The organism is Lysinibacillus sp. FSL W8-0992, from assembly GCF_038008685.1.
Taxonomy (GTDB): Bacteria; Bacillota; Bacilli; order Bacillales_A; family Planococcaceae; genus Lysinibacillus.
Window position 1 is genome coordinate 2,933,970 of record NZ_JBBOZQ010000001.1, and the last position, 14,381, is coordinate 2,948,350.

The window sequence follows — 14,381 nt, forward strand, 5'->3', positions numbered from 1 at the left end:
TACAATAAAACCCTACTATTTGGAAGTAGGGTTAAATAGTAAATAATAAAAGGATTAAACTAATTAATATTAACAGATAAATAGTTAATATCAAACATAATAAATTCTTATAATTTGTAAGGTCTTTTATTATTAATTCTTTATAGTCATTTTTTAATTCATCAGTTTTAGAAGAAACAAAATTAAATTGTTTTTCAAATGTAACTCTTTTTTCTTTTACCAAATTATACAATGGAAAGTCTGAGAAAAAGAATATAGTTAAGGCAAATACCATATAGAATAAAGCTATTACAAAAAATATCTTACTAACAATTTCAAAATCAGAATTATCCGAATTAAACCTTGGTAACAAACGTAATCCAAAATTTACAAGTAGTATTGTAACTAGAGTTCTAAAACTTTTATGTAAATTATTTTTACTATCATTTATATTTGTGAGAATATCTTTAGATAATGACATATATTCCTTGAGGATTTCTTTTTTCTCCTTAAGAAATACTGATACTTCACCATTTTCAAAGGTTTCAAAAAGATAATTAGCATCTTTAAAAATATCATCAAAATAAGTGGGACCAAATTCACTTATATTTTGTTCATCATCTTTAGATAAATTATTACATATAGCTTTTCTTACAAATGTCTTTTTTTGGTCTGCACTAACATCATTTGTGTATATATAATAATATAAATTATTTAACCCTTTAAAATGATTTATCATTGTTTCATCGTTATACTCTTTGTCAATATCTACTTTGAGGTTATATCTACCTTTGAAATAAAAACAATTTTTATTGGTATCATTTGCTATTGTAGATAGGAGCGATTTTACTAAAGGAAGTAATGGTATAAGATTAAAATGATCTTCATGAATAAATTTAGGTAACAAACCGATTACTAATTCTTTTTTTTTCAAGGTTTCTAAATAAGACAATGTCTTTGAAGTTAAGTTTGAATCTTCAGTTTGATTAATTTGAAAAATAGAAGAATGGCTATGATTAAGAGGCCAATTTTCATTAGTAATATATGTTTCTAAATTAATTTTTTCGGAAAAAGCAGGGAGTTTATTCGATTTTATTTTTGAGAATTCAATAATAAATTTCTCTACACCAATATTGCTATAAAAGAACAAATGATTTATAGCATCGTTCAATTTTTGCTTAATAATGAGGTTAAATTCAATAAATTCAGGTTCGTCATATGGTACTAATAAATTTTGTAAATCTGAATTGGTTTTCAATGTTTGATTATTACCAAAAAAAGAATGACTAAAAAATACTTCAGGGAAATTCAAATCTAAAATTAATTTATAATCTATTTTGAAATCTATTAAATATTTAAAATCAATATCTTCTTTGGTAGATCCATTGAAATTAATTTTCTCACTTAAAACGTCAACATTATTGTCATTTAAATATTTGAAAATCGATTTCATTGGTCTACCCTCCTTTTTATTACTCTAAAATTAAATCTTCTTTATTAATTAGGTCTGTAGATACTGCTATTAATATCATATTATCATCTAATTCATCATTGTCTATATCAACATCTAACAATACTTGATTTTTTTCAAGTGATACTTTTGCAACAACCAATTTAAACATTTTTCCATCACTAGTCTTATCAGAAAATGTTACTTTATCAATACTAGAAAACTCTAATTTAAAACTATCTGATGAAGATGGATTTAAATCTAACATTTTAGAGTAAATTGCATTACTAATTGATTCGTTATCGTGGTTTGCTTTTTCCAAGTTGCCTTTATCAATTAATTTGGAATTATCAATTACAGAATCTACAATCGCTTTTACAGAAGTCTGAGCACCATATGTGAAATTCTCTTTAATATAGTCCACAATTTGGCTTGGCTCCTTATCGATTTTTAAATAAGGCGATAACAATACTTTGATATTAGAAATAGCTGATGTTGTATTTTCCTTATCCCTATAAACAATTGAGCTGTCTAAAAAACCTTTCATAAAATATTTTGAAATAGTGGAGTCTTGACTATCACGAATTTTTGTATGGAAAATAGTTTCTTCATGATTCGCTCTGTAACTTTGCTCCACTGGGTATTGTTCTAGGTTATTTTTAAAAACAAGTGCCCCTTTTTGTAAAGCTTGCGATTTGTCAGGGAGTAGGTCTAATTGCTCGGTTAATTTTTGTTTTGAAGAATATTGAACACCAAACACTTTTTCCATTTTCATTAATGCAATTAAATCACCATATGTATTGTGATTACAATGTAGAATCACAAACAAAAAACTTTTTTTAGCTTGTTTACTAATATTATCCAATAAATTCTTTGTTATGTTTTCTGAATAATGATGAAATTTCACATCTTCTTCAGTGACAGTAGATTTATTTTCTGATAGTAAATCGACTAACTGTGATTGTTTATCGAGGTCTATTACATCATTAGATATTGTTAGGATATTTTTTATTGATTTCAAGACACTGGAATTCGGTTCATTAAATCTTGCAGTACGAGTTCCAGGTTTTGAATAAATATTTTCTACATGATTCCCGAAGAAAAGGTGTATTTTTTCGGATAAACTATCCCCATCTATTATTGGACCTTTTATATAAGTTTCTTCCACTGGATGTATTTCATCAATAACTAATTTATAAATTTTGATAGTAGAATTTCCAATTTCCTCTGTGACTTTATCCTGTAATTTTGTTTCCTGCTCTGATTTAATCTCTGTGATTTCCATTTTACACCTCTAAATATTTTATTGAATTATAGTAATACATAACTAAATATGAATAACTTTATTTTTTGAACCAATTTTAAAAAAGTCTCGATATATTGTCTTGTGTAAATATAACTATAAAAATATTAAAAAATAAAGTTATACCATTACTGTTTAATATTTACACGTTAGGGTGTTTTTAAGGGCATGCAGTTGCAGCATGCCCTAATTTTTCTCATTTTTTATGATTTCCCAAATGTTACGAAGCTTACGTACTGCTTCTTCATCTGATTCAGGAAGCTCCCTGTAAAATACATTTAATTCTGGATCATTGGCGAAGGCTTGAAAGTCAGCTTCGTCTTTTTCTTGTGGTGTGATTGAATTGATGTTAGTACGTCCAAGAAGGTAGTCAAGTGATACTCCAAAGAAGTCAGCGAGGTTCTCTAACGTATCAAAGTCAGGTTGTCTACTTCCTTGTTCATAAGCTCCATATGTAGCACGAGCAATACCAACCTTGTTCGCTACATCAGCTTGTAAAAGTTTTCTTTCTTTCCTTAAAGAAGTTAAACGTGTGCTGAATTCCATGTTTGTACCTCCTTCCTTATAAGGAATTATAACGCTACAAAATGTAGAATTAAACATTTTCTTCGAAATGAAGAATATTTATTGACAGGCTACAAATTGTAGAATATATTAATTGTAAAACTACGCTACATTTTGAAGAATAGAGGTGGGAGAAAAGTGCGCCATTGGCTTAAAATATTTCGTGAGAAAAAGGGGATGACTCAAGAAGAAGTAGCAAAACTGGTGGGTATTAGTCGTTCTGCATATGGGCACATTGAATCTGGTGAAAGGGGTGTAACTGTAACGAATGCTAAAAAAATAGCGATGATTCTAGAATTCAATTGGATTCTTTTTTTTGAAAAATAATTCTTCGAATTGAAGAATTGTAGTGTAGAAAGGAACTATACATAATTGAAAGGAGGTGAGAAAGATGCGTAAACAAACTTTCAAAGATCACTTGTTACGAAAGTACCCACCAAATGTAAGGAGTTTGGAAGAGGCATATTCTTGTAACGTTTGGAACAATTGTACTTTAGAAGAAGCGATAGATATGTCTAATAAAGTCATAGAGCTTTTTAAAGGAGTAAACATGACGTACACAGATGCATACGCCATGCTTGGGTTCATTCGTATGGATTTAGACTATCGTTCGGAGCGTGTGAAGTTTTAGTATTTAGTCTTGATTAGGTACTTCAATTAATGAAATGACTTTAACTTTTTCATTACCTATGTTGATGAATGGCAGCTCCAATCTACCATCGAGTGACTTGGCGTTCAATAGGTAAGGGTAGATTGGAGAGTCATCTGGTTGGATGTTAATTTTGCTAATTATCTCTAACAGTTTATGAAAGAGTAACGTTAAGTATTTTGGATTAGTGTAATAAGTTAAGCGATTTTCTACAGAGTAGTACTCATCCCAAATTTTTTTGATGAAATTACTATTAGCATAAGTATAAACTTCTTTGCGTATTCCACTTGTAATTTCATACTGAGTAATTTGCTCTCTTTCAAAAGTAATAAAGTCTCCATACCAGTAGTTAGATAAAGTTTCGATAACAATTTTTAATGTTTTATTTTCTTTAGCGTAATACGGTTCGTCTGCAAGTTGACTTTTTAATATATATTCAGCTATCTGCAAATGTTGAACTGTGTACATGTTTACATCTCCTTTTGTTGTCTTTAGATAATAACGCAGAGGTATTAAGGCAAATGCTAAAAAACGTTTTATTAGAGGGAGATTGGCACTTTATACGGTGCTAATCATTTCAACTATAAAAATCGGTATTGATAATCACTTCCGTCAACAATTAAATACCAACGACCAATACCACTAACATTAATTCGTACAGGTGTTTTCGTATAATGACCTCCGTAATATTCAAATCTCTGACCAGATTGATATTTTCGGAAATTACTTTCATTTACAAGAAAGACATCTGCAGCATACGAGAGTTTTACTTCAGCAGTTAATGAACCATTACTTTGTGCATATGGGATTTTTACCATATATATCACCTCTTCACTTAATATTACCATTAAGATAACACAATATATTGTGTTAATCAAATGAATTGGAGTGTATATATTGTGTTTTGTTTAAAAGCTATTAGAAAGACAAAAGGAATATCACGTTATCAGTTAGCGAAACTATCAGGTGTGAAAGATTCTACTATCCAAATGATTGAAAATAGCGAGAATCCAAATCCTACATTCAAAATAATGTGCAAACTAGCAGATGCGTTAGAAGTGAGTTTGGATGATTTAAGGGGAGGTGAGAAGTTTGGGATGGAGCATGACAAAACCGAAGCGTAAGAAGAAGCGCAAAAAGCCATTCCCTTCGGATGAATTTCGAAATGTAAAAGGTGTTAAGCGTGAGCGAATGATTGCTGAAAGGAAAGCGAGACAACTCACTCAAGCACAGTTAGGAAAAATGGTTGGCTGTTCAACTGCAATGATAAGCGCTATTGAGAGTGGTCGAGTTAAACCAGGATTAGAGGTTTCATTGCAGTTGGAAGTTGTTCTTGAGACATCACTTTTTGAATTGTTTCCTGACCTATAAAACTGAGAGGAGGTGAGGGGGATGTATAGCGAGGAGTTTAAAACGGAGATAAAAGAGGAATTTCGAAAGTTGCTTCGAGAGGAGTTGGAGAAGACATTTACACGGAAGCCATTAATTTGTGAGTTACCAATTTTATTGACTCGTAATCAGTTGATGGAGTTATTCAATATTAAAAGTACAAAAGCATCCGCGTTATTGCGGCGCGAAGATTTCCCAAAATTTTATGAAGCGGGTCGGGTCTTAATTCCATCAAAAGCATTGTTGCAATGGATTGATGAGCATACCGAATGGGTTCAAACACATACCAAGTATTTTCAATCCGTCGGTTAATGTTTCATATGAAAATTTTAAAACACAACAACGTAATATTGTATTCCGGTTTGGAATGTGAAAGGTGGTGAGACGATGAAAATTGGCGCCATTTTACAAGCCTGTCGCGAACGAGCAGGGTTGTCACAAGAAGAACTGGCATTTCGCATGAATCGATCGCAATCTTGTATCTCAAAATTCGAAAATAGCGTAAAGATTCCAGATGCCATCACCTTTATGGAATGGTTTAAGCAAACAAATACGCAAGAGGTCGCTGTCGCGTTTTTAATGGGGATGGACGGGCTAACAATTTTACAAACATTGCTTCCGATGGTTGGTGGATTTGTATGTTGGATTATTTGATTAACTTTGCAAGAGGAAGTGAAAAAATGACGAATCGAAATGAATCAATTATTGAAAAAATCAAAGGGTTGTTGGCACTTGCAAATGACAATCAAAATGATGAAGAATGCCAGACTGCCTTTATGATGGCTCAAAAGTTAATGATTAAATATGATATTTCTTCGTCGGAATTAGTAGAAAACTACAACAATAGAGCTATCTCAGAAAATCAGGCTACTGCTTATAAAACCCTTTATTGGTGGGAACGGCAATTAGCGAATATTATTACACGTAATTTTAGAGTTACTTGGTATTACAACAGTAAAATTATTAAAGGTGCAAGTAAGAAGAAAAGAGCAATTGTGTTTATGGGATTTGAAAGTGATGTTGCTCTAGCTAAAGAAATGTATGTACTAGCTTACGATGTTTTAAGTTTTTACGTTCAGAAATTCGTTGACGACTACTATGATGGTGCGCAATTACACAGAACAAAAAGGATGACTACTGAATTAAAAAACTCGTACACAAGAGGTTTTTTGAGGGGGATGGAAGAGAAATTTGACGAACAAGTAAAAGCCATGGAGCAAGAATACGGACTAATAGTACTACTCCCAACAGAAGTGAAACAAGAGTATGATAAAAGATTTGGTAGCAGAAAAGGTCTAACTTATAAAATTCCTCCTGTGGAAGAAATAGAAGTATATCAAAGGGGATTCCGTGATGGAAATCAAGTGGATTATACAAAATCTTCATTAGATAAAGATAAATCATTGTTATGAATGAGGTGACGATTGAATGGAAAAAATCAAAGCGTTTTTAGCTTATCAAGAGACAACTAAATACAAATTGCATAGGTTAGCGAATGCCAATTTAGATATATGTTATTCAAATTATGAAATGAAGGATTTGCTATCCCTGTTAAAGGAAAAACATGCGATGGCAAAAAATGCAGGGATTTTAGGGATAGATTTTTATGATGGAATCTGTAATGTGCAAGTGTCATACGACGATTTTCAACGTTTAACAAAAGGTGTTCAGGACATTCGCATGGAGTTTTCTCAGTTTCCTGAGTCTGAAAATGAGCATTTATATGCTGAAGTAGAGGGCATTCATTTAGTAACTGTTCGTTCAATTGAAAAAGAAAAAATGCAAGCGCAATAGCACCTGCATAAAGGTTGAACTGTAGCTTTGGCGGGTCACAGTTCAAAAATTTAATAAAAATCTTGTCCTTTTATTATGGACAAGAACTGGATAGAAGTCAATAAAGGAGGAACCGATATGAAAGAAGTTTTAGAGAAACTAAATACATTTCTGGCGCAGGAAGAAGAATTGTTACGGGATTATGCGGTCGATGTAGCGGAAGCTTACGATAGTTGTTTGTATGTAAGCAATCAAAAGGATTACTTGGCACAAAAGGGTCGAGTTACTGCTATAAGAGATGCTATTGAATTAGTGGAAGATTTAGAGAAACAATTACAAATGGTTTGATTTATTTTTAGGGTTCATCAATTGTCTAGTGAATTTGATGTTGCAACCTTGCACTCATAGGGTGGCGACAATTTGTCGCCACCCTTATGAAAGGAGAAGTGACATGGATTTAACAGAGATTCAACATGCAGATAAAAAGGTGTTAACAACGGCTCAAATTGCTGAGGTGTACGAAGTGGACAGTAAGTCGTTAATCCGTAATTTTCAACGAAACAAGGAGCATTATCAAGAAGGTACGCATTACTTTGCGCTTACAGGTGAGGCACTGAAACAATTTAAAGGTGGGCGACAAAATGACGCCACCCTCAAATTTGTATCATTGCTATACCTGTGGACCGAAGAAGGGGCGTTTTTATTAGCGAAGTCACTCAATTGCGACAAGGCGTGGGAGGCATACCATCTGCTTGTTGCGCAGTATTACAAACTGACAAACGAATTACAGCAAGTACAACCCGTTGCATTGCCATATGACGAGAAACGCTTATTAGCCTTGGAGCAACGTGTACAGGAAATTGAACAACAGCTACATGGAATCACACTACATACAGGCGAGCAAAAGCGTTTACGACAAGCGGTGACTGAACGTGTCAATCAATTATGTATGGTGCAAGCGCGCCGTCCAGCCTTTTTCGCGTCCCTTTATCGTGAAATCAAACGCCGTTATCAAGTGGTGTCGTATCGAGATGTTCCACAGTGCAAGCTACAAGATGCTTTGCACTTTATTTCCACATGGAGAGGAGGGGCTGATACATGAATCTACTCATCAATGAACCGCCTTTACAAGTGCTGCCTAGTTTAGCTGCTAAGGTGGGCTTGAATGAGGCGATTGTATTACAGCAATTGCATTATAAATTGCTGATTTCTGCACATGTCTATGACGGGCATAAATGGGTGTTTAATAGCTATCAGCACTGGAAAAAGGAGTTTCCGTTTTGGTCTAAAAAAACGATTAGGCGTACGATTAGAAAACTTGAGGAGAATGGCTATATCATTTCAACGGATCAATACAACAAATATAAAATCGACAAGACGAAATGGTATCGGCTAAATTATACAAAACTTGGTTATATAACGATGGGACAACATGACCTATCGAGCGAGTCAAAATGTCCAGACACATGTGGACAACATGACCCTACACAGTGGGACAAGTTGACCTCATCAAGTGGGGACACTTTGACCGCACCAATAACCAAAGATATTAAGAGTAATAAAAATAATAATAATGTCGAGCAACTCGACATTGTGCATGAAATTATTGCTCACTTAAACAAATCAGCTCAGAAAAACTTTAAAGCCACAACAGCTGCTACCAAGCGACTCATCCATGCTCGACTGAAGGATGGCTATACGTTGGAGCACTTCAAATGCGTAATTGATACGAAGGTCAAACAGTGGCTGCAAAATCCCGACATGAATAAATACTTGCGTCCCGATACGTTGTTCAACTCAACGAAATTCGAAAGCTACTTGAACGAAAAACAGAGCATACCAACAAACCAAACTTATTTACCTGAATCACTCGATTTAGATTTTAGCAAGGGAGAAGATCTGTAATGACATACCAAAACATTAGCATCGAGCTAGCTGAAAAAAGTCTGCTGGGAACGATGCTCCATGAAAATTATTTAATTGCAGATAGCAACTTAGAGGCAGCCCATTTTATTTCACAAGTGCATCAAAATATTTTTACGAGCATGTTACAGCTTGTCAGTGAACGTAAAGCCGTTGACTATATCACATTGCTAACAACACGAGAGCCGATAGAACTTGGTGGTGCAAATTATTTAGCGGAGCTTGGGAGCTTTGCAAGTGCAACGAAATTTGAGGAGTACGAAACCATTGTGCTTGAAAATTGGCGAGAGCGATCCAAGCGTCAAATGATGGAGCAAGCACAGCAAGAAGATTGGGGCATAGTAGAAATTCAACATGCACTGGACAAGCTCATGACGCAATATACGACTACCAATACGAGCATTAAAGCCGAATTAATGCAAATGGCAAAGCGACCTTTCGAGCAAGAAAACAGCAAGACAGGTGTACTTACAGGGCTACTTGATTTGGATAAGCTACTAAACGGTTTTCAAGATGCTGAGCTTACGATTATTGCGGCTAGACCTTCGATGGGGAAAACGGACACGATGAACCATATTGCTCTAAAAGCTGGATGGGATGGCTATTTACCAATCATCTTCTCACTGGAAATGAGTCGTACTACGCTCATTGATCGGCTCATTGCCGCAACAGGCAATTTTAATCGCTTAAAGATGCGTAACCCCTATGAGTATTTTACAGCCGGGCAAAAAGAAAGGTGGATGTCAACGCTCGGCATGCTTGATAATGCCAATATCGAAATTGATGATCGAGCCGGGATGACCGTTCCACAGATTCGAGCAACTGCACGAAAAATCATTAAAGCCAACCCTGATAAAAAGCCGGTAATCTTAATTGATTACTTGCAAATCATTCGAGTCAGCAATCCACGCGATAATCAAACACAAGCAATTGGCCAAATTTCATGGGATTTAAAGCAAATGGCAAAAGAATTTAATTGCCCTGTCATTTGCCTAGCTCAGCTCAATCGCAGTGCCGAACAACGTCAGGACAAACGCCCTGTAATGAGTGACTTACGAGACTCAGGCAATATTGAACAAGATGCTGATGTCATCGCATTTTTATATCGCGATGATTACTACGCCAAAGAATCCGAACGCCAAAATATGTTGGAATTTATTATCGCCAAGCACAGAAATGGACCGACAGGGACAGTGTTCGCCAGCTATGTAAAAGACACGGGAAGGCTGTCCAATTTAGCCTGGAGTGTTGCCAGATGAGCTACCTTATCACGGTAAAGGAGATTTTGGAGTATGCGACTGAGTTTGAATTGAGTTGGTTTGCACACCAAGTCTATTGGGCTGTGTCTACAAATCAAATTCAGTTGGAGGATGATTCTAATAAATTGCTAGAGGTGGCCTATGATGTCGCGGCAGTACGTGAAATGACAAACCGAAATGTCCTTGGCATTGGACGTATTAAGCTATACGTCGTCAAAAGCTTTGGACAATATGCGTTTTACTTTGCTAGTGATCCACTTGAAGTCAACATGCTGCATCGAGCGTTATTTGGTGAAGTGCCAGGAGCCATTACGGAAGCCCATCGATTGTTAACAAAGGTGATGTATTTTGCTGATTTGAATTTACAAACTTCACTGTTAGAATACCGCAAATCTATTGTCCAATATCCGGCATATCTTGGCCATGCAGAGGCAGGACAATATACCTTGTATCGCCTAGATTTGCACAAAGGGGTGAGAGAGATTGTCTAAGCAGGAACGTGAAGAAATCATTGCGATTATCATGCTAAGTAAAAACTACGCTGAGGAAATGCTTCGCAATATGTCTTATGAAGAGCTAGTAAAGACGTTGGATGAATGATAAAAGTGATTTTAGCTTGAAGAAATGAGAAGGATGAACATGGATAATGTGAATATTTATGAAATCATAGGCGTTTCGCTGGATCCTATTTATCAGGCACTTAATCAGCTTCATGATGAAGAAGAAATCCTTATCGGCAAACATATCATTCGCATAACAGCTGAATTTTACGAGATTGAAAATGATTGCTTGCATGAATGCTTTAAAGAAAAAGAACGTTGCTATCAAGTGTTAAGCAATTTAGTCATGTTCAATTAAAAAAGCTATGGCGGCAACCATAGCTTTTAAAATATAAGCTCCATTGCTCAATTAAACTATAATAATTATAGCAGGAGGGGTTAATGTGAGCAATAAACTTACTAGTTTGAATGGCATGAATGATGGGATTTACATTATACAACAGGGGACAATCATTGCAATTTTGAAGCCAAAGGAGTTTGGTCAGGATTCTATTCAATGGCAACATGGCAAGGTATTTGAGGTATGTGAAAGCAAACGAAGACGAATTGGTAAAAAAATAACGCTTTCGACATCTAATAATAAATGAAGTAACAATATTAATCTAAAAAAATTAATAAAATTACGTACTCTCTATCAAATAAATCCGATGTAATTTTTTTTACTAGGTGGTAGTATATTGGTGAGGAGTTAATAATATGACAAATATACCGAATGCACCAATTACACCTTTTTTGACTTGGGTTGGTGGAAAGAGATGGTTAACTAATAGTCATAATAGCCTTTTTCCGGAAAAGTTCAATGTATATATTGAACCCTTTTTAGGTTCAGGTTCTGTTTTCTTTTATCTTAAACCAGAGGAAGCGATTTTAGGAGATTTAAATCCAGATCTTATTTTAGCTTACCAAGCATTAAAAACAAATTATTTCGAGGTACAGGATAAATTAAGATACCATCATCGACACCATAATAAAGAGTATTACTATAAAATGAGAAAATATAAGCCTCGTAAATTAGCTTATAAAGCAGCTAGATTTATATATTTAAACAGGACTTGTTTCAATGGTATCTATAGAGTTAATAGGAATGGTGAATTTAATGTACCGATTGGCTCGAAAAAAAATGTTCTACTCGATACGGATGACTTCCAAAGAATATCAAACGTCTTACAAAATACTGAACTGGTTTATTCTGATTTTGAAAACTTAATAGATAGAGCACAATCTAATGATTTTATATTCATTGATCCTCCATACACTGTTAATCACAATAATAATGGTTTTATTCAATATAATGAGAAACTTTTCTCTTGGGAAGATCAAGTTAGACTATGTAATGCACTAGTCCGCGCAAGAGAAAGAGGAGCTAAAATTTTAGCAACTAATGCTAATCATGAATCAGTGAGAGAATTATATGAAAATGCTGGTTTCAGTTGTTCAGTTTTATCAAGATTTTCAGGAGTATCATCTAATAACAAGGGTCGTAGTAATTTTGAAGAACTGATTATTCAAGCAAATATTTGAAATTTATAAATAAGGATGGTTTTGTAAATGAATTCTGTTCAAAATCTAGTTGATAGAGCAAGTTTAAGCAGTAATCCTTTAAGTATTTTACAAACCTTTTTAGAAGAGCAAACTAATCTTCAGCAGAGTAATATTAAAAATGGACTAAGATTTGTTGGGTATGTATTAGAGTTAGGATATGATAAAGCAAAAATTATAACTTCAGATCCATATAAATTATCAGTTGGTGGAATACCAAGAGGAAGTTTTTTAATTTTAGCTATTGATGATAAAAACAAAAGTTCAAATTTACCTCCTCATTTTACATTATTAAGAGTAAAGAGTGTCTCGCCAACACCCTTATCGAATCAAGTCCAACAAACATATTTTGAACTTCATAAAAAATCAATGCCTGAATTAGACGCATGGACCCAGGGAGAATTGCAGTGGGGTGCTTTGGAATGTGATGTCCTAGGAATGTTCTACCCAAATCCTGACATTTCTAGCAAAATAGAATTTTCAGGAGATGTGAACAATGTTGTAAGTGCCCATAACTATAAGGTGTACTCACCAGATTTATCTTTGTTGACTTTAATAGTAAATGGAATTGTTAATCCTATTAACCAACATTCAATAGGTCATCTAAGGCCAACAGAGTGTCAATTAGGGCTAAATACTTCTCTTTTGCCTGAAGTATTTATCTCTATGGAGGATTTTAAAGGTCGCCGAACTGCTATGTTTGGTAAAACCCGATTAGGTAAATCTAATGTGGTTAAAGTTATTGCCGATTCAATGATTAGAACTACACAAAGTAATAGGACAGTTGGTCAATTAATCTTTGATATTAATGGAGAATATGCGAATGATAATCCTCAAGATGGGAATAAATCATTGGCAAGTGCTCATCCTTCAGTTTGTAATGTTTATGCCATTACACCAAGACCTACTACACCATCAAAGGAACTTAAACTAAATTTTGCTGAGCAACCTCATACAGCATTACCAATATTGAAATCATTTTTAGAAAGAGATAACGAGACAGCTCACTATGTTAGAGATTTTGTGAATATTAGCCTCACATCTATCCCAGAAATAAAAGCTGCATCACCTAAGGATAAAACAAGGCTAATACGTAAAACTCTATTTTTCTGGGCAATATTAAAAAAAGCTAACTTTAAATTAGATGAGAAAAAATTATTGTCATTGCAATTGGGGGATAGAAATGCATCAGGATTTAACCCAGGATTTAAAAAAGATTTAAGAGAAGCTATGTATAATATTTCGCCTGCCCCATCAGCTCCCTCAAATCTTAATGAATTACTAGACGAATTAAAAATGCTAGTTGATTTTAAAAACCAAAATCCAACTTCTCCATTACTAAAAAGTTCTAGTGGATCACCATTATTAGATTCAGTAGATGAAGCTTTGTTAAATTTCTTATACCCTTTAAGTGGATCTGGACCAAAAATCTTAGCTAATTACCGAAACTATCATTCGCCTGATGCAGGTGATTTTGTTACTGAAATAATCAAATTATTGAATGATGGTATGACTGTAATTCTAGATTTAGGAAATGCTTCTGGTGAAATTCGCCAATATTTTTCTGATCTATTATCTAATGCTATATTCACGGAACAGGAGAAAAAGTTTGTCTCAAATTCGTTAGGAGATCATTTTATTCAATTATATTTTGAAGAAGCTCATAATCTTTTTCCTTCTAGTAGTAAAGAAAACACTACTGTTTATCACCGTTTTGCTAAGGAAGGTGCAAAATTCCATATCGGTATGATTTACTCAACCCAGTCACCATCCACTATTAGCAAAGAACTTTTAGTTCAAACTGAAAACTTTTTTGTGGGGCACTTGGCCTCGACTGATGAAGCAAATGCATTGGCTAAAGTTCAGGCTACATTTGCTGGGTTGGAAGAGGATATAAAAAAAGCCCGAACACCAGGATATATGCGAATATTAACTACTTCTCATAGATTTGTAATTCCTGTACAGGTAAAAAAATTCACAGTTTAGGGGGAGA

Annotated in this window: 23 protein-coding genes; 18 read left to right on the forward strand and 5 right to left on the reverse strand. The window is 34.2% G+C overall.

Annotation, left to right across the window (positions count from 1 at the left end; all coding sequences use genetic code 11):
- Positions 1–31: 31 nt before the first annotated feature.
- The 3 genes from NSQ74_RS14745 to NSQ74_RS14755 form a co-directional block, all read right to left on the reverse strand.
- Positions 32–1,432 carry a hypothetical protein gene (locus NSQ74_RS14745; protein ID WP_340824276.1) on the reverse strand — a complete coding sequence of 467 codons (1,401 nt, stop codon included), beginning with the start codon at positions 1,430–1,432 and terminating at the stop codon, positions 32–34.
- 19 nt (positions 1,433–1,451) lie between these two features.
- Positions 1,452–2,714: a hypothetical protein gene (locus NSQ74_RS14750; RefSeq protein WP_340824277.1), complete on the reverse strand. Its 1,263-nt coding sequence runs from the start codon at positions 2,712–2,714 to the stop codon at positions 1,452–1,454.
- A gap of 204 nt (positions 2,715–2,918) precedes the next feature.
- Entirely contained in the window at positions 2,919–3,278 is a 360-nt protein-coding gene (locus tag NSQ74_RS14755) for a helix-turn-helix domain-containing protein (protein WP_340824278.1), read from the reverse strand.
- A gap of 156 nt (positions 3,279–3,434) precedes the next feature.
- On the opposite strand from NSQ74_RS14755, the gene NSQ74_RS14760 reads away from it, so the two are divergent.
- Complete coding sequence (locus NSQ74_RS14760) at positions 3,435–3,623, forward strand: helix-turn-helix transcriptional regulator (RefSeq protein WP_340824279.1); 189 nt, start codon at positions 3,435–3,437, stop codon at positions 3,621–3,623.
- Between the two features lie 64 nt (positions 3,624–3,687).
- Positions 3,688–3,927 carry a hypothetical protein gene (locus NSQ74_RS14765; protein ID WP_340824280.1) on the forward strand — a complete coding sequence of 80 codons (240 nt, stop codon included), beginning with the start codon at positions 3,688–3,690 and terminating at the stop codon, positions 3,925–3,927.
- 3 nt (positions 3,928–3,930) lie between these two features.
- Here NSQ74_RS14765 and NSQ74_RS14770 read toward each other — a convergent pair whose 3' ends face one another.
- A complete protein-coding gene (locus NSQ74_RS14770; RefSeq protein WP_340824282.1) occupies positions 3,931–4,413 on the reverse strand; it encodes a hypothetical protein in 483 nt (160 codons plus the stop codon).
- Positions 4,414–4,526: 113 nt separating this feature from the next.
- Positions 4,527–4,763 carry a DUF1883 domain-containing protein gene (locus NSQ74_RS14775; RefSeq protein ID WP_340824283.1) on the reverse strand — a complete coding sequence of 79 codons (237 nt, stop codon included), beginning with the start codon at positions 4,761–4,763 and terminating at the stop codon, positions 4,527–4,529.
- A gap of 81 nt (positions 4,764–4,844) precedes the next feature.
- Between NSQ74_RS14775 and NSQ74_RS14780 the strand changes: the two genes are divergently transcribed.
- The 16 genes from NSQ74_RS14780 (at position 4,845) to NSQ74_RS14855 (ending at position 14,374) form a co-directional block, all read left to right on the forward strand.
- Positions 4,845–5,069: a helix-turn-helix domain-containing protein gene (locus NSQ74_RS14780; RefSeq protein ID WP_340824284.1), complete on the forward strand. Its 225-nt coding sequence runs from the start codon at positions 4,845–4,847 to the stop codon at positions 5,067–5,069.
- Complete coding sequence (locus tag NSQ74_RS14785) at positions 5,038–5,316, forward strand: helix-turn-helix transcriptional regulator (protein ID WP_340824285.1); 279 nt, start codon at positions 5,038–5,040, stop codon at positions 5,314–5,316. Before NSQ74_RS14780 ends, NSQ74_RS14785 begins: the two co-directional genes overlap by 32 nt.
- Before the next feature lie 21 nt (positions 5,317–5,337).
- Positions 5,338–5,646 carry a DNA-binding protein gene (locus NSQ74_RS14790; protein ID WP_340824286.1) on the forward strand — a complete coding sequence of 103 codons (309 nt, stop codon included), beginning with the start codon at positions 5,338–5,340 and terminating at the stop codon, positions 5,644–5,646.
- Between the two features lie 75 nt (positions 5,647–5,721).
- Positions 5,722–5,988 carry a helix-turn-helix domain-containing protein gene (locus NSQ74_RS14795; RefSeq protein ID WP_108030222.1) on the forward strand — a complete coding sequence of 89 codons (267 nt, stop codon included), beginning with the start codon at positions 5,722–5,724 and terminating at the stop codon, positions 5,986–5,988.
- Positions 5,973–6,746: a DUF2786 domain-containing protein gene (locus NSQ74_RS14800; protein ID WP_340824288.1), complete on the forward strand. Its 774-nt coding sequence runs from the start codon at positions 5,973–5,975 to the stop codon at positions 6,744–6,746. The genes NSQ74_RS14795 and NSQ74_RS14800 overlap by 16 nt, the downstream gene beginning before the upstream one ends.
- Positions 6,747–6,762: 16 nt before the next feature.
- A complete protein-coding gene (locus NSQ74_RS14805; protein ID WP_340824289.1) occupies positions 6,763–7,128 on the forward strand; it encodes a hypothetical protein in 366 nt (121 codons plus the stop codon).
- Positions 7,129–7,245: 117 nt separating this feature from the next.
- A complete protein-coding gene (locus NSQ74_RS14810; protein ID WP_340824290.1) occupies positions 7,246–7,455 on the forward strand; it encodes a hypothetical protein in 210 nt (69 codons plus the stop codon).
- A 103-nt stretch (positions 7,456–7,558) separates the two neighbouring features.
- A complete protein-coding gene (locus NSQ74_RS14815; protein ID WP_340824291.1) occupies positions 7,559–8,209 on the forward strand; it encodes an ORF6N domain-containing protein in 651 nt (216 codons plus the stop codon).
- Entirely contained in the window at positions 8,206–9,012 is an 807-nt protein-coding gene (locus NSQ74_RS14820) for a conserved phage C-terminal domain-containing protein (RefSeq protein WP_340824292.1), read from the forward strand. Before NSQ74_RS14815 ends, NSQ74_RS14820 begins: the two co-directional genes overlap by 4 nt.
- Positions 9,012–10,289, forward strand: a complete 1,278-nt coding sequence (locus NSQ74_RS14825) for a replicative DNA helicase (protein ID WP_340824293.1) — start codon at positions 9,012–9,014, stop codon at positions 10,287–10,289. The genes NSQ74_RS14820 and NSQ74_RS14825 overlap by 1 nt, the downstream gene beginning before the upstream one ends.
- Positions 10,286–10,780 (forward strand): hypothetical protein, encoded by a 495-nt coding sequence (locus tag NSQ74_RS14830; protein ID WP_340824294.1) that lies wholly within the window; start codon positions 10,286–10,288, stop codon positions 10,778–10,780. Before NSQ74_RS14825 ends, NSQ74_RS14830 begins: the two co-directional genes overlap by 4 nt.
- Positions 10,773–10,889, forward strand: coding sequence for a BH0509 family protein (locus NSQ74_RS14835; protein ID WP_340824297.1), 117 nt, complete (start codon positions 10,773–10,775; stop codon positions 10,887–10,889). The genes NSQ74_RS14830 and NSQ74_RS14835 overlap by 8 nt, the downstream gene beginning before the upstream one ends.
- A gap of 39 nt (positions 10,890–10,928) precedes the next feature.
- Complete coding sequence (locus NSQ74_RS14840; RefSeq protein WP_340824298.1) at positions 10,929–11,147, forward strand: hypothetical protein; 219 nt, start codon at positions 10,929–10,931, stop codon at positions 11,145–11,147.
- An 85-nt stretch (positions 11,148–11,232) separates the two neighbouring features.
- Positions 11,233–11,436, forward strand: coding sequence for a hypothetical protein (locus tag NSQ74_RS14845; protein WP_340824299.1), 204 nt, complete (start codon positions 11,233–11,235; stop codon positions 11,434–11,436).
- Positions 11,437–11,545: 109 nt separating this feature from the next.
- Positions 11,546–12,370, forward strand: a complete 825-nt coding sequence (locus tag NSQ74_RS14850; RefSeq protein WP_340824300.1) for a DNA adenine methylase — start codon at positions 11,546–11,548, stop codon at positions 12,368–12,370.
- Between the two features lie 27 nt (positions 12,371–12,397).
- Complete coding sequence (locus tag NSQ74_RS14855; protein ID WP_340824301.1) at positions 12,398–14,374, forward strand: ATP-binding protein; 1,977 nt, start codon at positions 12,398–12,400, stop codon at positions 14,372–14,374.
- Positions 14,375–14,381: the final 7 nt, after the last annotated feature.